The organism is Stenotrophomonas sp. PE591, from assembly GCF_018320795.1.
Lineage (GTDB): Bacteria > Pseudomonadota > Gammaproteobacteria > Xanthomonadales > Xanthomonadaceae > Stenotrophomonas > Stenotrophomonas maltophilia.
On record NZ_JAAOKO010000002.1, the window covers coordinates 583570 to 603065 of the forward strand.

The following is a 19496-nucleotide window of genomic DNA, read 5'->3' on the forward strand; positions in this document are numbered from 1 at the left end:
GCACGGGCACCGCGTGCGCGCGGCGTGAAGGCAGTGCGGGTTACAGGAACCAAGCGAAGGCGAACAGGCCGAGCATCGCGATCACCACGGCCAGTTTCAGCGCCAGGCCGAGCAGGATACCGAGCCAGGTGGCCAGGCCTACCTTGGTCGAGCGCCCCAGTTCGCGGGTGTGCCAGTACTCGCCGGCCAGGGCGCCGATCAGGGGGCCTGCAAAGAGGCCGATCGGCATGAAGAACAGGCCGACGATGCTGCCGACGAACGTACCCCACAGTGCCTTGCGGCTGGCACCGACCCGCTGCGCACCCACCACCGTGGCCAGCACGTCCACCAGCAGCGAGAGGACGGTCAGTACGCCCAGCGCGACCAGGGTCGGCCAGCCGACGTGGGTGAAGCCGTCCGCCCAGGCCGCCAGCAGCAGTCCGATGAACACCAGCGGGATGCCGGGCAGGGCCGGCAGGATGATTCCGGCGATGCCGACAAGGACAAAAATGACCGCTAGCAGATATAAGATGAATGAGAGTCCCATGCTGTCCCGTATGGTCGCCGTTTTGGGGTTGACAGTGAAAGATTTTGCCAGTTGCTTTTTCGTTTTGGGCGGGTTAAGTTGCAGTCGCTGAGCTTGGCAAGGTCACCGTGGATCGTGGCCTGATGAAGCAAGATCTTCCCGATCCGCTGCATCGATGCACCTCGCTTCCCCCTTGCTTGTCAGCCGCCCACCAGGCGTTTCCAACAACAAGAGAGAGTCACCAGGGAGTTAGTGAGATGTCTGATCGCGAGACCGGTACCGTCAAGTGGTTCAACGATGCAAAGGGCTTCGGCTTCATCAGCCGTGAAAACGGCGAAGACGTGTTCGTGCACTTCCGTGCCATCCAGACCCAGGGCTTCAAGAGCCTGAAGGAAGGCCAGAAGGTCACCTTCACCGTCGTGCAGGGCCAGAAGGGCCTGCAGGCCGACGCCGTGCAGCCGACCTGATCGCGCTGCAAGCCGTCACATGAAAAAGGCCCGCGCAAGCGGGCCTTTTTCTTTGCCGCCGGCCCGGCGCAGGTCAGCGCAGGATGACCTTGCCGTTGACCACGCGCACGTAGGTGTTTTCGCGGATGCCGCCGAGGTCGCGCTGGTTGACCACGATGGTGCGGCCATCGTCCATGCGCACGCTGATGTCGTAGGTATCACTGGTCACGTTCTTCTGGATCTGGTTGCCGGCCAGCGCGCCACCGACCGCGCCTGCGGCCGCAGCGATGTTCTTGTTGCCACGGCTGCCACCGGTGTGATCGGAGATCTCATGGCCGGCCACGGCACCGACGATGCCGCCGAGGATGGCGCCGGTCGCGCTGGGCGCGGTGCGGCCCGACGGCACGGTGTTGATGCGGGTGACGATGCCACAGTCAGCGCAACGGCCCTGGTTGTAACCGCCGTTGTTGCCGTAGCCACCATTGTTGTAGCCGTTGTTGTAACCACCGCCACCGTAGCCGGGCGAGGTGGCACAGCCAGCCAGGGCGAGGGTAGCGATGGCGCTGGCGGCAATGAGCTGGATCTTCATGGAGCGTCTCCTGGCCGTGAAGGCGGGTGTGTTGGGTGGTACTGCGTCATGCAGCAGGGTGGACGAATCCTCTCCTTTCGAACGTGAACAAGGTGCCAACCAGGCGTGCCTTGCCCGGCTACAGGATGAATGCGCGTCAGCGGAAGTCTTGGTGGCAGGCGCGGCAATCGGCCTGCACGGTTTCCACGACCTTGGCCAGGGCGGTGCAGTCACTGGGCGGAGCCGCCAATGCGGCGTTGAGGTTGCCGCGCAGCTGGCTGGCGTGCTGCTGGAACCGGCCGTTGTCCTTCAGCCCGGGAAAGGCCAGGTCGAAATCGTTGGACAGAAGGCGCAGGGCCTGCAGCCGCGGCACGCTGTCGGCCAGGCTGCAGCGGTTCTGCTGCTGGGCCTGCTGCAGCAGCTGCGATTGCCGCTGCATCACCTGCATCAGGCTGTCCGGGAACGGGTCGCGGCGGGCCTGCAGGGCGCGGCCGACCATGACCGTGGCGACCAGGCCGATCAGCAGGCCCAGGCACAGCACGAACAGGTACCGCTGGGCAGTGGACGGGCGGCGGGGCGGGCTGGCGTTCATGGCGGGCTCTCCGGGCGTGCAACGGTGGGTTCGATGCCGGCGCGCTGTAGGCACTGGCGCCTGCACGTTAAAATAGCCGCATGAACGAACAGGTCAAACAACGCTTCGCCGGCATCGAACGGCTGTATGGCGTAGGTGCGCTCGAGCGCCTGCAGGGCAGCCGCGTGGCGGTGGTGGGCATGGGCGGGGTCGGCTCGTGGGTGGTGGAAGCGCTGGCGCGTTCGGCGGTCGGCCACCTGACCCTGATCGACGCCGATGACATCTGCGTGTCCAACACCAACCGGCAGCTGCCCGCGATGGAGGGCAACTACGGCCGCAACAAGGCAGAGGCGATGGCAGAGCGCTGCCGCGCGATCAACCCGGACATCGAGGTCGATGCCGTGCGGGCATTCCTGACCGTGTCGAACATGGCCGAGTTGCTGGGCCGTGGCTTCGACCTGGTGATCGATGCCTGCGACAGCTTCCGGGTGAAGGTCGAGACGATCGCCTGGTGCCGCCGCCGCAAGCTGCCGCTGCTGACCGTGGGGGCTGCCGGTGGTCGCACCGATCCGACCCTGGTGCGCATCCGCGATGTCTCGCGCACCGAGCACGACGCCATGCTGGCGCTGATCCGCAAGAAGCTGCGCAGCGAGTTCAATTTCCCGAAGAATGCCAAGCGCTATTTTGGCGTACCGGCGGTGTACTCGCTGGAAAACGTGAAGTATCCGCAGGCCGATGGCAGCGTCTGCGGCATCCGCCCGAACCTCGGTGCGGATGCTGCATTGAAACTGGACTGTGGCGCAGGCCTCGGTGCGGCAACCCACATCACCGGTGCCTTCGCCTTCGCGGCGGTCGGCAAGGCGCTTGAAATGCTGCTGGAGCCGAAGAAGGTGAAGGCCGAAGTGGTCGAGTCCAGCGAGGTGTGATGGATCGTGCCGGCCAGCGGCCGGCACCTGCCCGTTACATTGCCGGCAGCGCGAACAGGCGCCGCGCATTCTCCGTCGTGGCCTGGGCCACCGCGTCCAGCTCCATCCCGCGCAGTGCGGCCACGTGGCGGGCGATGACTGCCAGTCGCGCTGGTTCGTTGCGCTGGCCGCGGATGCCGGCGTCAGGCTGGTCGGGCGCGTCGGTCTCCAGCAGCAGCTGTTCCAGCGGCATCCCGCGCACCAGGCGCTGCAGCCGTTGCGCGCGTTCGTAGGTCAGCGGACCACCGAGACCGAGCAGGAAGCCTTGCCGATGCAGTTGCGCGGCCTGTTCCGGGCTGCCGGAAAAGCTGTGCACCACGCCGCGCAGGCCGCCGACGCGACGGATCGCGGCAATGACCGCATCCACCGCGCGTCGCGCATGCACGATCACCGGCAGCTCGAACTCGCGGGCCAGTTGCAGCTGGCCGATGAAGTACGCCAGTTGCGCCTCTGCATCCAATCCCTCGGCGAAGAAGTCCAGCCCGCATTCGCCGATCGCGCACGGGCGTTCGCGAACGATCCATTCGCGCAGCAGCGGCAGATGGTCGTGCCGGTGCTCGGCCAGGAACATCGGATGCAGGCCGTAGGCCGGGTACAGCCCCGGTGCCTGCCGGCAGACCTCGCGCAGCTTCGGCCAGCTGGCGGCCGTGACGGCCGGTACCACCTGCTCGCGCACGCCCGCGGCGCCCGCGCGCTCGATCACCGCCGTGCGGTCAGCATCGAATTCACTGGCATCCAGATGGCAGTGGCTGTCGACCAGCGGGATCAACGCTGTTCCAGCGGCGGCGGGGCCGGGACTGTATTGCGGCTCTTCCAGTTGGCCAGCAGCAGGGTGCCGAAGCCCAGTACCAGCTCGTCGACGAACGGAATCGGGTCGGGAATGAACAGGGTCAGCACGAACAGGCCGGCGGTCAGCTTGAACAGGGTGGGGTAGCGCAGCCGGCGGGCCCATTGCAGTACCGGCAGCAGCATCGGGTTGGCCATGGCGTGGATCCTCGTGGGGAATATGCAAACGCTACCACGGGCCCAGCATTTCCCGATGCTGAATGGGTTACAGGAATGAGCAGGAAATGTGGAGATTCCGTTCAGGCAGTGCATGCTGCAATCTGGGCCGAGAACGTTGCGGATGGTCCGCAAGGAGCAGGTCATGAAAAGCACAACTACAACTGTCCTGGTCGCAGCGGGCGCGCTGCTGGTCGGTGGCATCGCCACCGCCGCCTTCATGAAGAGCGGCGACAAGTCGCCTGATTCCATCAGCGCCGGAACCCCCAACGGTGAATCGCGGCTGGTTGACGGCAATGCCGTTGACGATGGCGCGCGTGGCGACACGCTCGACCCGTCTGCACCGCGCGGGCTGGAATACGCCGACGTGCTGAAGGTCGACCCGATCACCGAGAAGCAGAAGGCCTACGCCACCGTGATCGGCACCGATCCCGTGCGCGAGACCTCCACCACCCAGACCCCGCACGAGGTCTGCCAGGACGTGACCGTGCAGGAGCGCCTGCCGGAGCGTGACGGCAACGTCGGCGGCACCGTGGTCGGCGCGGTGGTCGGCGGCCTGCTCGGCAACCAGGTCGGCGGTGGCAACGGCAAGAAGGCCGCGACCGCAGCCGGTGCCGTGGCCGGTGGCTTCATCGGCAACCAGATCGACAAGCGACATGTGGGTGGCCGCGTGGTCAACCGCACCGAGCGCCAGTGCCACACCGAGACCGCCACCTCCGAGTCGAGCCGTGTTACCGGTTACAACGTGACCTACCGCAACGAGGACGGCACCACCGGTACCATGCGCATGGCCAGCAAGCCGGGCAACCGCATCGCCATGGGCACCAATGACGTGGTGAAGGGCTACAACGTGACCTACCGCTACGACGGCGCCGAGAAGACCGTGCGCATGGACAACAAGCCGGCCAGCGATCGCCTGCCGGTGGTCGATGGCCAGCTGGTCACGCAGACCGCTGCTGCCGGCGCCACTGCGGCCACGCGCCAGTAATCCAGAATACGTGCTGTACCCGACGGGCCGGCGCATGCCGGCCCGTTTCGTTGTGAGCGCGGGCATTCATCCGTGTGGAGGCGGAATCCACCATCATGGTGGCCCCTTCGACATGGAGTCGGCATGAGCATCTTCGACCTGCGCCTGGAAACCGAGCGCCTGATCCTGCGCCCGCTGCTGCGCGAGGACTACGAACCCTATCTGGCGTTCTGCGCCGACGAGGAAACGATGCGCACCCTCGGTGGCGTGCAGCCGCCATCGGTAGCCTGGCGCGGCTTCTGCAGCCTGGCTGGCGCCTGGCAGCTGTTCGGCTTCTCGATGTTCAGCGTGATCGAAAAATCCAGCGGGGACTGGATCGGGCGGATGGGCCCCTGGCAACCGCAGGACTGGTCGGGTACCGAGGTCGGCTGGGGCATCCGCCGCGCCAGCTGGGGCCGGGGCTATGCGCCGGAAGCGGCCGTCGCGGCGATCGACTGGGCCTTCGACACGCTGGGTTGGCACGAGGTGATCCATACCATCGCCGAGAACAACGACAACTCGCGGGCGGTCGCGCGCAAGCTGGGCAGCACGTTGCTGCGGATGGGCGAACTGCCGCCGCCGTACAACGACAAACCGATGCAGATCTGGGGCCAGTCGCGCGAACAGTGGCGGCAGCGTGCACGCTGAACGTGACCCGGTAGTGCCGGCCGCTGGCCGGCAACCTCGTTGCGGCAGGATTCGTGCGATTGCCGGCCAGCGGCTGGCACTACCGCGTTGCCATGCTGCATCCGCGCTTGGCATTCCCTGGCGCACTTGCCAGACTGCACGCAGCCGGCCGCCGGCCGGATCCGATGGAGCAGGCAATGGTGGAAGAGCGCGTCCCGCTGACGGTGCATGGCATGTCGGTCTCGGGCAATTGCCACAAGGTCCGGCTGCTGCTTGAGCAGCTCGGCAGCCGTTACCGCTGGGTGGAAGTGGACAGTGCCCATGGCCAGACCCACACGCCCGAATTCCTGGCGCTCAACCCGAATGCCAAGGTGCCGCTGATCGTCCGCGACGACGGCCGCGTGCTGACCGAGTCCAACGCGATCCTGTTCTGGCTGGCCGAAGGCACGCCCTACCTGCCCAGCGATGGCTGGGAGCGTGCGCAGGCGTTGAGCTGGATGTTCTTCGAGCAGTACACGCACGAGCCGTGCGTGGCGGTAGCGCGCTTCATCCGGGGCTGGACGGCGCCCGACTCGCCACGCCGCGCCGAGCTGCCACGGTTGCACGAGCGCGCCGCCACCGCGCTGGCGGTGATGGAGCAGCACCTTCGCCAGGCGCAGTGGTTCACCGGCAGCAGCTACGGCATCGCCGATATCGCCCTGTTTGCCTACACCGACGTGGCAGGCGAGGGCGGCATCAGCCTGGAGCCATTCCCCGAGGTGCGCGCCTGGCTGCAGCGCGTGCGTGCGCAGCCGCGCTTCCTGCCGATGCCGGCGGTGACCGCCGAGGTGCGCTCACGCTTCGAGGCGGCTTGATGCCCACAGGGTAGCGCCCGGTATTGCCGGGCGGAACGCAACAACGACACGGAGGGTGTTCGATGTTCGCTGTGGTTCCGGATCCGATTCCCGCACGCATGCGGGGGCTCAACCGCGCCGAGGTGTGCGACGTCAATTTCCTTGAGGCGGTGCGCGGGTGGCGCGGGACGCCGCGCCCGCGACCCGCGGCAGATGCTCCGATCCTGCCGGGCAGTACGCTCACCGCTGCCGCCTTCGATGAACTGTTCGACTCGCAGCTGGCCAGCCGCCAGCTGGACCTGATGGCGCGCGTGCTGCGCGTGCAGAACAAGGTCTTCTACACCATCGGTTCGTCCGGCCATGAAGGCAACGCGCTGCTGGCGCGGGCCTGCCGGTACACCGATCCTGCCTTCCTGCACTATCGTTCCGGCGCCTTCATGGCCGAGCGTTCGCGGCAGGTGCCGGGCATCGACCCGCTGCGCGATGCGGCACTGTCCTTCGCCGCCAGCGCGGATGATCCGGCCAGCGGTGGTCGCCACAAGGTGTGGGGCAGCAAGCCGCTGTGGGTGCTGCCACAGACCTCGACGATTGCGTCGCACCTGCCCAAGGCGCTGGGCACCGCACTGGCCATCGAGAGTGGCAAGCGGCTGGGGCAGGCGCTGCCCATTCCCACCGACAGCATCGTGCTGTGCTCGTTCGGCGATGCGTCGGCCAACCACGCCACCGCGCAGACCGCCTTCAATACCGCGATGTGGTCGGCCTACCAGAAACTACCGGCGCCGATCCTGTTCGTCTGCGAGGACAACGGCCTGGGCATCTCGGTGAAGACCCCCGATGGCTGGATCGCCGAGCGCTTCAGCCACCAGCCGGGGCTGGACTATTTCTTTGCCGATGGTCTCGACCTGGCCACCGGGCACGCCCAGGTGCAGGCGGCGGTGGAACACTGCCGGCGCACGCGGCGGCCGACCTTCCTGCATCTGCGCACCACGCGCCTGATGGGCCATGCCGGCACCGACTTTGAAGTGGAATGGCGCGCGCTGCCGGAACTGTGCGCGGCCGAGGCGCAGGATCCGCTGCTGCGCTCGGCGCAGATCGCGCTGGAATCAGGCTGGATGGATGCGGCCGCCATCGAAGTGGCCTACGAAACGATGCGCGCGCGCTGCATGGCCGCCGCCGCCGATGCCGAAGGCAGTGCGAAGCTGCAGTCGCTGCGGGAGGTGATGGCGCCGCTGGCACCGTACACCCCTGCAGCGGTGCAGGCCGAAGCGCAGCGCGAGGTCGCTGCCGAAGCACGCGAGGCACTCTATGGCGGTGCCGAGGCATTGCCGGAACGACAGGTGCCGCGGCATCTCGCAATCCAGATCAACCATGGTCTGCAGGAGCTGCTGGCCAAGTATCCGCAGAGCCTGCTGTTCGGCGAGGACGTGGCGCAGAAGGGCGGTGTCTACACCGTCAGCAAGGATCTGCTGCGCCGCTTCGGGCCGCGCCGGGTGTTCAACACCCTGCTGGACGAGACCATGATCCTGGGCATGGCGCAGGGCCTGGCCAACATGGGCATGCTGCCGATCCCGGAGATCCAGTACCTGGCCTATCTGCACAACGCCATCGACCAGCTGCGTGGCGAAGCCTGTTCGCTGCAGTTCTTCTCCAACGACCAGTACCGCAACCCGATGCTGGTGCGGGTGGCCGGGTTGGGATACCAGAAGGGTTTCGGCGGCCATTTCCACAACGACAACTCGGTCACCGCCCTGCGCGACATCCCCGGGCTGGTGGTCGGCTGCCCATCGCGCGGCGACGATGCGGTGATGATGCTGCGCACGCTGGCGGCGCTGGCCCGGGTGGATGGGCGCGTGGCCGTGTTCTTGGAGCCGATCGCGCTGTACATGAGCAAGGACCTGCATGAGCCGGGCGATGGCCAGTGGCTGTTCGACTACCCGGCCCAGGGCCGGGCACTGGTGCCGGGCGAAGGCCGTGTTTACGGGCCGGAGGCTGGCGACCTGGTGGTCTACACCTACGGCAATGGCGTGCCGATGGCGCTGCGCGCAGCGCGGGCCATCGAACAGCAGCTGGGCTGGCAGGTACGGGTGGTCGACCTGCGCTGGCTGGTGCCGCTGGATGCCGGCTTCATCGCCAGCCAGGCCGCCAGCGCACGGCGCGTGCTGGTGCTGGACGAGGGCCGCCACAGTGGAGGGGTGGGCGAGGGCGTGGTCACCGCACTGGTCGAGGCCGGTTTCGGCCACCTGCCGCTGCGCCGGGTCTGCGGCGCCGATACCTATACCCCGCTGGCAGGGGCAGCAATGTTCGGGCTTCCAAGCGACAATGCGGTGATTGGCGCCGCCCTTGAACTGGCGCAGGAACCTTGATGCATGTGTGGATTGGCGGGAATGTTGTTGCCGGCGCCGGTGGCGTCGGCCGAGGTGCTGCAGGCGCAGGTCCTGGCCATGGGCGAGGCGCTGCACCACCGCGGGCCGGATGATGGCGGCAGCTGGGTCGATGCCGGGGCAGGCATCGCGCTGGCGCACCGTCGGCTGAGCATTCTCGATCTGTCGCCGCTGGGCCACCAGCCGATGGCCTCGTCCGATGGCCGCTACGTGATGGCCTACAACGGCGAGGTCTACAACTTCGCCGCCCTGCGTGCCGAACTGGAGCCGCTGGGGCATGCTTTCCGTGGCCATTCCGACACCGAAGTGCTGCTCGCGGCGATCCTGCAGTGGGGCATGGAAGAAACCCTGCAGCGTTGCAACGGCATGTTCGCCATCGCGCTGTGGGACCGCCAGGCGCAGTGCCTGTGGCTGGCACGCGACCGCGTTGGCAAGAAGCCGCTGTACTACGGCTGGGCCGGTGACACCCTGGTGTTCGGTTCCGAACTGAAAGCGCTGTGGCAGCACCCGGCGTTCGACAACGACATCGACCGCGACGCGCTGACCCTGTTGCTGCGGTTGGATTACATTCCGGCCCCGCACAGCATCCACCAGCGCTGCTACAAGCTGATGCCCGGCCGCGTGCTGCGCCTGGACGTCGACGCCGTGGCGGCGGGTGCATCGGCGCATCGCCCGGAGCAGGCGCAGCGCCCGTACTGGGATGCGCGTGCACGCATGCAGGCGGCACTGGCTGCGCCGTTCCAGGGCCGCATCGAGGAAGCAGAGGAGCAGCTGGACGGGCTGCTGCGCGACGCGGTGGCGCTGCGCATGGTGGCCGACGTGCCGGTGGGCGTGTTCCTGTCCGGCGGTACCGATTCGTCGCTGGTGGCGGCGCTGATGCAGGCGCAGAGCGGGCAGCCGGTGCACAGCTTCAGCATCGGCTTCACCGATTCGGGCCACGACGAGGCACCGCTGGCCAGGGAACTGGCCACGCATCTGGGCTGCGACCACACCGAACTCTACGTCAGCGGCGCGGATGCACTGGCAGTCGTGCCGCAGCTGCCGGCAATGTTCGACGAACCCTTTGCCGATGCCTCGCAGGTGCCGACCGCGCTGGTCGCCCGGCTGGCGCGGCAGGGCGTGACCGTGGCGTTGTCTGGCGACGGCGGTGATGAGCTGTTCTTCGGCTATACCCGCTACGTGCGCGCGCTGCGCAACTGGCAGATGCTGGGCCGCGTGCCGGGCCCGCTGCGACGCTGGATGGGCGCGCGCGCGCAGCAGCAGGGCGAGGCCTCGCGGACCGGCGGACTGGCTGCGCTGTTGGCCGAGTCCGGCGCGCGTGGCATTGGCGACGTGTACCGCAACCGCATCTCGCGCTGGCGCGACCCCGCCGCGGCAGTGCCTGGCGCACAGGCCGCCGGCAGCTTCTACGACCTGGCCGATCCGCTGCACGGTGCCGGCACGCCGGCCGACGCGATGATGCTGGCCGATTACGTGACCTACCTGCCGGATGACCTGCTCTGCAAGGTCGACCGCACCTCGATGGCGGTCAGCCTGGAGGCACGCGCGCCGCTGCTGGACTGGCGCGTGGCCGAGTTCGCCTGGTCGCTGCCGCTGGGCTTCAAGCGCAGCGAAACCACCAGCAAGGTGCTGCTCAAGCGCGTGCTTGGCCGCTACGTGCCGCAGTCGATGGTGCACCGGCCCAAGCGCGGGTTCGGCGCGCCGGTCAGCGACTGGCTGAAGGGCGACCTGCGGCCGTGGGCCGAAGATCTGTTGCAGCCGGCGCGCCTGGAGCGCGAAGGCGTGCTGTCGGCGGCGGCGGTGCAGCCGCTGTGGCAGCAGTTCCTGGGCGGCCAGCGCAAGTGGCATACCCACCTGTGGAACGTGCTGATGTTCCAGGCCTGGCAGGCGCATTGGCGGCAGGTGCGGACCCGCGTGACCGGGGGCTGATCTTCACCGGACGGCACGGGCCCGGCGTCTAGGCTGGGCCTCCCGCACCGTGAGGAGTATGTCCCTATGTCCGTCCCCACCATCGCCGTGTTCGTCGGCAGCCTGCGCAAGGATTCCTGCAACCGCAAGCTGGCCCATGCGCTGGAGAAGATCGCTGGCGACCGCGCGCGCTTCCAGTACGTGCAGATTGGTGATCTACCGCTGTACGACCAGGATTTCGATGGCCAGTACCCGCCTCAGGGCACCCGGCTGAAGGATCAGGTGCGCGCCGCCGACGCGGTGCTGTTCGTGACCCCCGAATACAACCGGTCGGTGCCGGGCGTGCTGAAGAACGCCATCGACATCGGCTCGCGCCCCTACGGTGACAGTGCGTTTGCCGGCAAGCCGGCGGCGGTGATCGGCGCCTCCATCGGCCAGATCGGCACCGCCGTGGCCCAGCAGCACCTGCGCAACAGCCTGGCCTTCCTGGACATGCACGTGCTCGGCCAGCCCGAGGCGTTCATCCATTTCAAGGACGGCCTGATCGACGCCGACGGCACGATCCACAACGAGGGCACGCAGAAATTCCTGCAGGGCTACGTGGACCGGTTCCTGGCACTGATCGCGGTGCATGTGAAGGGCGACTGAGACCGATGGGGTAGCAGCAGCCAGGCCGCGGGTCGGATCCCGGCGCGCAGCGGCGGGCCCTGGCCCCACGTTCCGCTGAGCACCGGAGCCCGTGCGCTGCACGGAATCCGACCCTGGCCGCCTGATCTGCGATAATGACCCACCCGGGCGCCGCAACGGCGCCCGTCGCAGGCACTGCGACGCCCCCGCGCCAGAGTGGCCAGGCACTGGCGGATATCCCCCGTTTCTCCACGGCTTATCCACAGGCTTGTCCATGGCTGCCGGGGTCGGCGCATGCCTACACTCGTCCGGCCCACTTTTGCAGGAAACACCGCAGCATGTCCGCTCGTTCCGGCTTCCGTTCCAACCGCAGAGAGCGCGGTGATGGCTTTGATCGTGATCGCGATGAATCGCGTATCGACCAGTTGCGCGTTCCGCCGCATTCGGTGGAAGCCGAGCAGGCGGTGCTGGGTGGCCTGATGCTGGCGCCGGAGGCCTACGACCGGGTCAACGACCAGCTGACCGAGGGCGATTTCTACCGCCGCGATCACCAGATGATCTACCGCGCGATCCGTGAGCTGTCCGAGCGCGAGCGGCCGTTCGACGCGGTGACCTTGGGCGAGTGGTTCGAATCACAGGGCAAGCTGGAGCTGGTGGGCGATGGTGCCTACCTGATCGAGCTGGCGAGCACCACGCCGTCGGCGGCCAACATCGTGGCCTATGCCGAGATCGTGCGTGACAAGGCCGTGCTGCGGCAGCTGATCCAGGTCGGCACCGACATCGTCAACGATGGCTTCCAGCCTGAGGGCCGTGACAGCAGTGAGCTGCTGGCCTCTGCGGAGAAGAGCGTGTTCGCCATCGCTGAACAGGGTGCACGCGGCCGTACCGACTTCGTGGCGATGCCTGGCGCGCTGAAGGATGCCTTCGAGGAACTGCGCAACCGCTTCGAGAACGGCGGCAACATCACCGGCCTGCCGACCGGCTACAACGACTTCGATGCGATGACCGCCGGCCTTCAGCCGACCGACCTGATCATCCTCGCCGCGCGCCCGGCCATGGGCAAGACGACTTTTGCACTGAACATCGCTGAGTACGCGGCGATCAAGTCGAAGAAGGGCGTGGCGGTGTTCTCGATGGAAATGTCGGCCTCGCAGCTGGCGATGCGCCTGATCTCCTCCAACGGCCGTATCAACGCGCAGCGCCTGCGTACCGGCCAGCTGGAAGATGAAGACTGGAGCCGCGTCACCAGCGCGATCAAGATGCTGAAGGAAACCAAGATCTTCATCGACGATACGCCGGGCGTGTCGCCGGAAGTGCTGCGTTCCAAGTGCCGCCGGCTCAAGCGCGAGCACGACCTGGGCCTGGTGGTGATCGACTACCTGCAGCTGATGAGCGTGCCGGGCAACAGTGAAAACCGCGCCACCGAAATCTCGGAGATCTCGCGTTCGCTGAAGGGCCTGGCCAAGGAACTGCACGTGCCGGTGATCGCGCTGTCGCAGCTCAACCGCTCGCTGGAAACACGTACCGACAAGCGCCCGGTGATGGCCGACCTTCGCGAATCGGGCGCAATCGAGCAGGACGCGGACATGATCGTGTTCATCTACCGCGACGATTACTACAACAAGGAAAATTCGCCGGACAAGGGCTTGGCCGAGATCATCATCGGCAAGCACCGTGGTGGCCCGACCGGATCGTGCAAGCTGAAGTTCTTCGGTGAGTACACCCGCTTCGACAACCTGGCCCACGACTCGGTCGGCTCATTCGAATAACCGTAGTGCCGGCCGCTGGCCGGCAACCACCCCACGGCTTGCAAACCATGCAGAACGCCAATCTTCCGTACGTGGCGTGTAAATGACATGTAACGCGAGGCTTCTACGATTCCGCCGCTGCTGCTCTTCGACGCCGCCCTTCGGCGTCCAGCGTGCCCAAGGAATCCGCCTCCATGCCGTCCCACGCTCCGCTTCGCCGCAATCTGCTGGCCCTGCTGGTCTGTGCTTCGCTGCCGTCGCTGGCTGTCGCTGAAACCGCCCCCGCGACCGACGCGCAGTCGGCCACGACCCTCGATTCGATCTCGGTGATCGGCCGCGGCGAAGCCCGCCAGGTGCAGCGCGTGACCGCCGAGGACATGAAGGTCCTGCCGCCCGGTGCCAACCCGCTGAAGCTGCTGGCGGCCAAGCCGGGCGTGCATTTCGAATCGGCCGATGCCACCGGCGCCTACGAATGGTCCACCAGCATCAGCCTGCGTGGCTTCAACCAGAATCGCCTGGGCTACACCCTCGATGGCATTCCGCTGGGCAACATGGCCTACGGCAACAGCAACGGCCTGCACATCAGCCGCGCGGTGATCAGCGAGAACCTGGGCGGTGCGGAGGTCTCCACCGGCATTGGTGCGCTGGGTACGCCGTCCACCAGCAACCTCGGCGGCGTGTTCCAGTTCTACTCGATCGATCCGTCCACCGAATATGGGGTCGTGCTGGCACAGAGCTTCGGCAGCGACAATGCGCGCCGCAGCTATGCGCGCCTCGATACCGGCGACCACCAGGGCTTTGCCGCTTACCTGTCCGGCGTGTATTCCGAAGGCGACAAGTGGAAGGGCAAGGGCTCGCAGGAACTGAAGCAGTTCAACGGCAAGGCCACCTACAACTTCGGCACGGACAGCAGGATCACCGCGCTGTTCAACGCTTCGCGCCGCGTCGAGGCCGACTACCAGGACCTGTCGCTGGAGATGATCGATCGCCTCGGCTGGGACTGGGACAACTACGCGCCGGACTGGGATCGCGCGGTGGCTGCTGCACGCGGAAAGTACAGTGGTGGCGTCAACAGCCCGTGGGACGCCTATTACTCCGGTCACGGCCTGCGCAATGACGATGTGTCCAGCATTGCCGGTGATTTCGGCCTGAACGAGTCGATGCGCCTGAAGGTCAACGTCTACAACCACAGCAACCGTGGCCAGGGCCATTGGTTCAGCCCGTCCAATCCGTCCAACCCGGGCACCAGCCGCGAGATCCCGATCTCGATCCGCACCACCGAGTATGCGATCGACCGCACCGGCGTGACCTCGGCGTTCACCTGGAACGTGGCGGGCCACGAACTGGAGGCGGGCCTGTGGTACGAAGACAACGGCCACAGCGTGCAGCGCAACTTCTACTACATCGACGGCCCGATCACCGACGACTTCTTCCTGCGCAATCCGGACCAGCGCGTGTGGCACCAGCGCTACACCACCATCACCCGCCAGTTCTACGTGCAGGACCGCTTCCGCCTGTTCGATGACCGCCTGACCATCGACATCGGCGCGAAGTCGCCGCACACCCGCACCCGCGTGCGCACGCCGCTGGGCAGCTATGCCAACAACAGCAGCCTGACCTCGAAGAAGGGCCTGCTCCCGCAGGCGGGCTTCAACTTCAAGCTCAACGAGGGCAACGAGATCTTCGGCTCGTTCGCCAAGAACGTGGCCGCCTACGCGCTGGGCGTGGGCAGCCCGTTCAACGTGCCGCAGGCCGCCTTCGATGCCAGCGCGAAGAACCTGAAGCCGGAACAGTCGCGCACCATCGAGCTGGGCTGGCGCGGCTACGGCCAGGGCTATGAAGCCTCGGTAGCGGTGTACGACGTCAAGTTCGACAACCGTCTGCTGGCCATCGCGCAGTGCGTGGGCATCCTCGGTTGCCCGGCGCTGTTCTCCAACGTCGGTTCGGTAACCAGCCGCGGCGCCGAGGCGACCCTGCAGCTGAAGCCGATGCAGGACCTGACCTGGTCCAACGCGCTGTCGTGGAATGACAGCACCTACGACAACGACTACGTCAACAACGGCGTGGTGCCGACCCGCGGCAAGAAGACCGTCGACACCCCGGAATGGATGTTCGCCAGCACCCTGGCCTGGACCCCGGGCCCGTGGGACCTGCGCCTGGCCGCCAACCATGTCGGCAAGCGTTACGTGACCTATACCAACGACGTGTCGGTGCCCAGCTACTGGCTGGTCAATGCTTCGGTGGCCTATGACTTCGGCAAGCTCGGCCCGGCGCAGAACCTGACCGTGGCGCTGAACCTGACCAACCTGACCGACAAGCGCTACCTGTCCTCGATCAACACCAACGGCACCTACGCCGCCGACCCGAACCGCAGCCTGGCGACCATGCAGGTTGGCGCGCCGCGGCAGGTGATGGCCACCGCCACCGTGTACTTCTGATGCGCGGCCCCGTCGATCCGGAAAGCCGTCGTCGCCTGTTGCGCATGGCGTGGCAGGGCACGGGGGCGGCGATCGCACTGGCGGCGATGCCGGGGCTGGCCACGGCCGGCCCGCGCCCGCGGTTGGGGCGTGATCCGTTCACCCTGGGCGTCGCCGCCGGCGATCCGGATCCGCAGGGAGCCGTACTGTGGACGCGTCTGGCGCCGGACCCGCTCAACGGCGGTGGCATGCCATCGCGGGCGGTGCCGGTGCGCTGGTTCGTGGCCGAAGACCCGGGCATGCGCCGGCTGGTGCAGCGTGGCGTCGCCGCGGCGGTGCCCGAGCTGGCGCATTCGGTGCACGTGGAGGTCAATGGCCTGCGCCCAGGCCGCGACTACTACTACCGTTTTGCCTGCGACGGTGACGAGGAAAGCGCGGTCGGCCACTTCCGCACCGCGCCGCTGCCCGACACGCAGCTGCAGCAGCTGCGGCTGGCCCTGTGCACCTGCCAGGCCTGGAACAGTGGCTACTACCCGGTGCTGCGCGATATCGCGAAGAGTGATGTCGACCTGGTGCTGCATGCCGGTGACTACCTGTACGAGTACAGCCCACTGCAGAACGCGCGCGGACGCACGCTGGATGCGGAACGCTTCAGTGGCGAGACCGTCGGCCTGGAGCGCTACCGCGACCAGTACGCGCTGTACAAGCTCGATCCCGATCTGCAGGCCGCGCACGCCGCCCACGCGTTCGCAGTGATCTGGGACGACCACGAAGTGCAGAACGATTACTCCGGCATCCATCCGGAGAAGCCCGGCGTCTCGACGGAGGACTTCGTCGTTCGCCGCGCGGCGGCCTACCGCGCGTTCTACGAACACCTGCCGATGCGTAGCACGCCTGCGGGCAACGGTGGCCTGCGCGTGCATCGGCGCCTGCGTTACGGCGATCTGGCACAGCTTGCGCTGCTCGACTGCCGCCAGTTCCGTCCGGCCAATCCCTGCGGGGTGGGCGAGTCGCCGCGCTGCGACACTGCGTTGGATCCACGCATGAGCATGCTGGGCGTGGGCCAGGAAGCCTGGTTCGCGCAGTCGATGGCGGCCGCACGCGGCACGCGCTGGAACGTGGTGGTGCAACAGTTGCTGATGGCGCAGCTGCGGCTGGACGGTGGCACGCCGCGCGAGCGCTTCTGGAACGATGCCTGGGACGGCTATCCCGCCGCACGCAAGCGGTTGCTGCAGGCGATGCAGGCGGGCGGGCAGGGCAATGCCATCGTGCTCGGTGGTGACTGGCATTCCACTTTCGTCAATGACCTGAAGCTGGATTTCGACGCGGCCGATGCCCCGGTGGTGGCCACCGAGTTCATCGCGCCGGCAATCAGCAGTGGCGGCGACGATACGCCTTATGGCCCGTACTACGGTTCGTCGATTCCGCAGAACCCGCATATCCGCTATTTCGACGGTGACCGCCGTGGTTGGTGGAAGCTGCAGCTGAACCGGCAGACCGTGGATGCGGAGCTGCGCTTCGCCGACAGCGTGCTTCACGCGGATGCGCCGGTGCGCACTGCGGCGCGCTTCCAGGTCACCCACGGCCGCCCGGGCGCAGTGCCGGTGTGAATCCGTTCGGTCGTGCCGGCCGCTGGCCGGCAACCTGATCAATCTTCGGTTTCCCCACCACCGGATTCATCGCCCCGAGCCGGGTTTCGTCGCAAACCGTTTGCGGGCGGCCAGAGCCGGGCGCCAAGGTGTCCGCAGGCGGCAAGGTGCCGCCACAAGGAGACCGTGATGAAGACCCTGTTCGCGCTCGGCGTGTGGTGCCTGCTGTTCGTGCTGTGCTGGCCGCTGGCGATCCTCGCCCTGATCGCCTGGCCGTTCGTGTGGCTGCTGAGCCTGCCGTTCCGCCTGGTCGGCATCACCTTCTCGGCGCTGTTTGCGTTCCTGCGCGCGCTGTTCATGCTGCCCGCGCGCCTGCTCGGCGGCGGGCCGGTGGCGGCATGAGGGCTGTGTTGCTGGTCGCGCTGGCATTGCTCGCGGGGCCGGCACTGGCCACACCGGTGCCGCCGTCCGCATGGCTGGAACGCCAGCAGACCGCCGCTGCCGATGAGGCGGATGCTGCAGCGGCCAAGGCGGTCAAACCCAAGGAGCGCTGCCGGGTGGTGAAGGAGTGGAAGGCCGGTGAAACCGTGGCCCAGCACCGCATCTGTGACGATCCGCCGAAGAAGCCGGCTGGAAAGGTGTAGAACCGAGCCCACGCTCGGCTTCACCCTCCGCGGCTGCCGACCGGAGAGCCGAGCATGGGCTTGGCTCTGCAGGAAAACGGGCAACAAAAAACCCCGCCAAGGCGGGGTTTTTCTTCTGCAGGTGAGTACCGACCAACGGTCGGCACCTACCATGATGCCGATCAGTTCGCCTTGTGGATGGCGCGCTTGCTGACTGCCATCGCCGCGTCGTGGATCACTTCCGACAGCGACGGGTGGGCGTGGCAGATGCGGGCCAGGTCATCGGCCGAGCCACTGAACTCCATGGTCAGCACGCCTTCGTGCACCAGTTCGGAGACGTTGGCGCCGACCAGGTGCATGCCGAGGATGCGATCGGTTTCGGCATGGGCCAGGATCTTCACGAAGCCCGCCGGTTCGATCATCGCCACGGCGCGGCCGTTGGCGGCGAACGGGAAGCTGCCGGCCTTGTACGGGATGCCTTCGGCCTTCAGCTGGGCTTCGGTCTTGCCGACCCATGCCAGTTCCGGCTCGGTGTAGATGACCCACGGGATGGTGTCGAAGTTGACGTGGCCCGGCAGGCCGGCGATCAGCTCAGCCACCGCGATGCCTTCCTCGAAGCCCTTGTGCGCCAGCATCGGGCCGCGCACGCAGTCGCCGACCGCCCACACGCCATTGACGCCGGTGTGGCAGTGCGCGTCGACTTCGATCTGGCCGCGCTCGTTGATCTTGACGCCGGTGCCTTCGGCCAGCAGGCCCTTGGTGGCGGCGCGACGGCCAACGGCCACCAGCAGCTTGTCCACGGTCAGGGTCTTTTCGCCTTCAGCGTCGGTGTAGGTGACGATGACTTCCTTCTTCTTGCCCTTGCCGGTGATCTCGGTCTTGGAAACCTTGGCATTGAGCTTGATGTCCAGGCCCTGCTTCTTGAATTCCTTGGCAGCGGTCTTGGCCACTTCGGCGTCGGCAGCCGCCAGGAACTCCGGCATGGCTTCGAGGATGGTGACTTCCGCGCCCAGGCGCTTCCACACGCTGCCCAGTTCCAGGCCGATGACGCCGGCGCCGATCACCGCCAGGCGGTTCGGCACTTCGGTGAAGTCCAGGCCGCCGACGTTGTCGACGATGGTCTCGCCGTCGAACTTGGCGAACGGCAGTTCGATCGAATCCGAACCGGCCGCGATGATGACGTTGGTGCCCTTCAGCTCGACGATGGAACCGTCATGCTGGGTGACCTTGACCACGTTGCCCGGCTGCAGTTCGCCAAAACCATAATAGGCAGCGACCTTGTTGGCCTTGAACAGCATGCCGATGCCGCCGGTGAACTGCTTGACGATCTTGTCCTTGCGGCCAACCATCGCCTCGACGTCGATCTTGGCATCCTTGAAGCTGATGCCGTGGTCGCCAAAGATGTGGCCCATGTTCCAGAACTGGCGCGAGGAATCCAGCAGCGCCTTGGACGGGATGCAGCCCACGCGCAGGCAGGTGCCGCCGAGGGCCGGCTTGCCGTCCTTGCCCAGCGCCGCGTCGATGCAGGCGGTCTTCAGGCCCAGCTGGGCCGCGCGGATGGCAGCGTGGTAACCGGCCGGGCCGGCACCGATGACGACGACGTCGAATTGTTCAGCCATTGAATTATTCCTTGATGCATTACCAGAACCCCTCCGCGCAGGCGCGGAGGGGCGGGAGGTG

At 66.9% G+C, this 19496-nt stretch carries 19 protein-coding genes; 13 read left to right on the forward strand and 6 right to left on the reverse strand.

The window, feature by feature from the left end; translation table 11 throughout:
- Positions 1 to 40 precede the first annotated feature (40 nt).
- Entirely contained in the window at positions 41 to 526 is a 486-nt protein-coding gene (locus tag JLDANKMP_RS07955) for a DUF456 domain-containing protein (protein WP_033835435.1), read from the reverse strand.
- Between the two features lie 236 nt (positions 527 to 762).
- Between JLDANKMP_RS07955 and JLDANKMP_RS07960 the strand changes: the two genes are divergently transcribed.
- Positions 763 to 972, forward strand: a complete 210-nt coding sequence (locus tag JLDANKMP_RS07960) for a cold-shock protein (protein WP_005410290.1) — start codon at positions 763 to 765, stop codon at positions 970 to 972.
- Between the two features lie 73 nt (positions 973 to 1045).
- Here the strand turns inward: JLDANKMP_RS07960 and JLDANKMP_RS07965 are convergent, their stop codons facing one another.
- Both JLDANKMP_RS07965 and JLDANKMP_RS07970 read right to left on the reverse strand, forming a co-directional pair.
- Positions 1046 to 1540, reverse strand: coding sequence for a glycine zipper 2TM domain-containing protein (locus JLDANKMP_RS07965; RefSeq protein ID WP_005410289.1), 495 nt, complete (start codon positions 1538 to 1540; stop codon positions 1046 to 1048).
- Positions 1541 to 1676: 136 nt separating this feature from the next.
- Entirely contained in the window at positions 1677 to 2111 is a 435-nt protein-coding gene (locus JLDANKMP_RS07970; RefSeq protein WP_049452163.1) for a cytochrome c, read from the reverse strand.
- An 80-nt stretch (positions 2112 to 2191) separates the two neighbouring features.
- Between JLDANKMP_RS07970 and JLDANKMP_RS07975 the strand changes: the two genes are divergently transcribed.
- Positions 2192 to 3016, forward strand: a complete 825-nt coding sequence (locus tag JLDANKMP_RS07975; RefSeq protein WP_111150993.1) for a tRNA threonylcarbamoyladenosine dehydratase — start codon at positions 2192 to 2194, stop codon at positions 3014 to 3016.
- A gap of 34 nt (positions 3017 to 3050) precedes the next feature.
- Here the strand turns inward: JLDANKMP_RS07975 and JLDANKMP_RS07980 are convergent, their stop codons facing one another.
- On the reverse strand, positions 3051 to 3824 hold the full coding sequence (locus tag JLDANKMP_RS07980) for a TatD family hydrolase (protein ID WP_212560870.1): 774 nt from the start codon (positions 3822 to 3824) through the stop codon (positions 3051 to 3053).
- Entirely contained in the window at positions 3821 to 4039 is a 219-nt protein-coding gene (locus JLDANKMP_RS07985; protein WP_005410285.1) for a DUF6116 family protein, read from the reverse strand. The genes JLDANKMP_RS07980 and JLDANKMP_RS07985 overlap by 4 nt, the downstream gene beginning before the upstream one ends.
- Before the next feature lie 163 nt (positions 4040 to 4202).
- Between JLDANKMP_RS07985 and JLDANKMP_RS07990 the strand changes: the two genes are divergently transcribed.
- From JLDANKMP_RS07990 to JLDANKMP_RS08040, 11 genes are all read left to right on the forward strand, one after another.
- Positions 4203 to 5045 carry a glycine zipper 2TM domain-containing protein gene (locus JLDANKMP_RS07990; protein WP_049397942.1) on the forward strand — a complete coding sequence of 281 codons (843 nt, stop codon included), beginning with the start codon at positions 4203 to 4205 and terminating at the stop codon, positions 5043 to 5045.
- Between the two features lie 123 nt (positions 5046 to 5168).
- Positions 5169 to 5711: a GNAT family N-acetyltransferase gene (locus JLDANKMP_RS07995; RefSeq protein WP_212560871.1), complete on the forward strand. Its 543-nt coding sequence runs from the start codon at positions 5169 to 5171 to the stop codon at positions 5709 to 5711.
- 176 nt (positions 5712 to 5887) lie between these two features.
- Positions 5888 to 6544: a glutathione S-transferase family protein gene (locus JLDANKMP_RS08000; protein ID WP_031269994.1), complete on the forward strand. Its 657-nt coding sequence runs from the start codon at positions 5888 to 5890 to the stop codon at positions 6542 to 6544.
- Between the two features lie 62 nt (positions 6545 to 6606).
- The gene (locus tag JLDANKMP_RS08005; RefSeq protein WP_212560872.1) at positions 6607 to 8886 is read left to right on the forward strand and encodes a transketolase C-terminal domain-containing protein; all 2280 of its coding nucleotides are present in this window, start codon (positions 6607 to 6609) and stop codon (positions 8884 to 8886) included.
- 3 nt (positions 8887 to 8889) lie between these two features.
- Positions 8890 to 10833, forward strand: a complete 1944-nt coding sequence (asnB, locus tag JLDANKMP_RS08010) for an asparagine synthase (glutamine-hydrolyzing) (protein ID WP_212560873.1) — start codon at positions 8890 to 8892, stop codon at positions 10831 to 10833.
- A gap of 66 nt (positions 10834 to 10899) precedes the next feature.
- Complete coding sequence (locus JLDANKMP_RS08015) at positions 10900 to 11460, forward strand: NAD(P)H-dependent oxidoreductase (protein ID WP_005410279.1); 561 nt, start codon at positions 10900 to 10902, stop codon at positions 11458 to 11460.
- Between the two features lie 317 nt (positions 11461 to 11777).
- The gene (locus JLDANKMP_RS08020; RefSeq protein WP_005410278.1) at positions 11778 to 13208 is read left to right on the forward strand and encodes a replicative DNA helicase; all 1431 of its coding nucleotides are present in this window, start codon (positions 11778 to 11780) and stop codon (positions 13206 to 13208) included.
- Positions 13209 to 13381: 173 nt separating this feature from the next.
- A complete protein-coding gene (locus JLDANKMP_RS08025; RefSeq protein ID WP_212560874.1) occupies positions 13382 to 15625 on the forward strand; it encodes a TonB-dependent receptor in 2244 nt (747 codons plus the stop codon).
- Positions 15625 to 17214, forward strand: a complete 1590-nt coding sequence (locus tag JLDANKMP_RS08030) for an alkaline phosphatase D family protein (protein WP_212560875.1) — start codon at positions 15625 to 15627, stop codon at positions 17212 to 17214. The genes JLDANKMP_RS08025 and JLDANKMP_RS08030 overlap by 1 nt, the downstream gene beginning before the upstream one ends.
- A 168-nt stretch (positions 17215 to 17382) precedes the next feature.
- On the forward strand, positions 17383 to 17595 hold the full coding sequence (locus JLDANKMP_RS08035) for a hypothetical protein (protein ID WP_005410275.1): 213 nt from the start codon (positions 17383 to 17385) through the stop codon (positions 17593 to 17595).
- Entirely contained in the window at positions 17592 to 17837 is a 246-nt protein-coding gene (locus JLDANKMP_RS08040) for a hypothetical protein (RefSeq protein ID WP_049402259.1), read from the forward strand. The genes JLDANKMP_RS08035 and JLDANKMP_RS08040 overlap by 4 nt, the downstream gene beginning before the upstream one ends.
- Before the next feature lie 161 nt (positions 17838 to 17998).
- Here the strand turns inward: JLDANKMP_RS08040 and lpdA are convergent, their stop codons facing one another.
- On the reverse strand, positions 17999 to 19435 hold the full coding sequence (gene lpdA / locus JLDANKMP_RS08045) for a dihydrolipoyl dehydrogenase (RefSeq protein ID WP_005410273.1): 1437 nt from the start codon (positions 19433 to 19435) through the stop codon (positions 17999 to 18001).
- Positions 19436 to 19496: the final 61 nt, after the last annotated feature.

Bases quoted from the DNA above. Each gene is read 5' to 3' on its own strand.
- JLDANKMP_RS07955 (WP_033835435.1), bottom strand. From the start codon at position 526: ATGGGACTCTCATTCATCTTATATCTGCTAGCGGTCATTTTTGTCCTT.
- JLDANKMP_RS07960 (WP_005410290.1), top strand. From the start codon at position 763: ATGTCTGATCGCGAGACCGGTACCGTCAAGTGGTTCAACGATGCAAAG.
- JLDANKMP_RS07965 (WP_005410289.1), bottom strand. From the start codon at position 1,540: ATGAAGATCCAGCTCATTGCCGCCAGCGCCATCGCTACCCTCGCCCTG.
- JLDANKMP_RS07970 (WP_049452163.1), bottom strand. From the start codon at position 2,111: ATGAACGCCAGCCCGCCCCGCCGCCCGTCCACTGCCCAGCGGTACCTG.
- JLDANKMP_RS07975 (WP_111150993.1), top strand. From the start codon at position 2,192: ATGAACGAACAGGTCAAACAACGCTTCGCCGGCATCGAACGGCTGTAT.
- JLDANKMP_RS07985 (WP_005410285.1), bottom strand. From the start codon at position 4,039: ATGGCCAACCCGATGCTGCTGCCGGTACTGCAATGGGCCCGCCGGCTG.
- JLDANKMP_RS07990 (WP_049397942.1), top strand. From the start codon at position 4,203: ATGAAAAGCACAACTACAACTGTCCTGGTCGCAGCGGGCGCGCTGCTG.
- JLDANKMP_RS07995 (WP_212560871.1), top strand. From the start codon at position 5,169: ATGAGCATCTTCGACCTGCGCCTGGAAACCGAGCGCCTGATCCTGCGC.
- JLDANKMP_RS08000 (WP_031269994.1), top strand. From the start codon at position 5,888: ATGGTGGAAGAGCGCGTCCCGCTGACGGTGCATGGCATGTCGGTCTCG.
- JLDANKMP_RS08005 (WP_212560872.1), top strand. From the start codon at position 6,607: ATGTTCGCTGTGGTTCCGGATCCGATTCCCGCACGCATGCGGGGGCTC.
- asnB (WP_212560873.1), top strand. From the start codon at position 8,890: ATGTGTGGATTGGCGGGAATGTTGTTGCCGGCGCCGGTGGCGTCGGCC.
- JLDANKMP_RS08015 (WP_005410279.1), top strand. From the start codon at position 10,900: ATGTCCGTCCCCACCATCGCCGTGTTCGTCGGCAGCCTGCGCAAGGAT.
- JLDANKMP_RS08020 (WP_005410278.1), top strand. From the start codon at position 11,778: ATGTCCGCTCGTTCCGGCTTCCGTTCCAACCGCAGAGAGCGCGGTGAT.
- JLDANKMP_RS08025 (WP_212560874.1), top strand. From the start codon at position 13,382: ATGCCGTCCCACGCTCCGCTTCGCCGCAATCTGCTGGCCCTGCTGGTC.
- JLDANKMP_RS08030 (WP_212560875.1), top strand. From the start codon at position 15,625: ATGCGCGGCCCCGTCGATCCGGAAAGCCGTCGTCGCCTGTTGCGCATG.
- JLDANKMP_RS08035 (WP_005410275.1), top strand. From the start codon at position 17,383: ATGAAGACCCTGTTCGCGCTCGGCGTGTGGTGCCTGCTGTTCGTGCTG.
- JLDANKMP_RS08040 (WP_049402259.1), top strand. From the start codon at position 17,592: ATGAGGGCTGTGTTGCTGGTCGCGCTGGCATTGCTCGCGGGGCCGGCA.
- lpdA (WP_005410273.1), bottom strand. From the start codon at position 19,435: ATGGCTGAACAATTCGACGTCGTCGTCATCGGTGCCGGCCCGGCCGGT.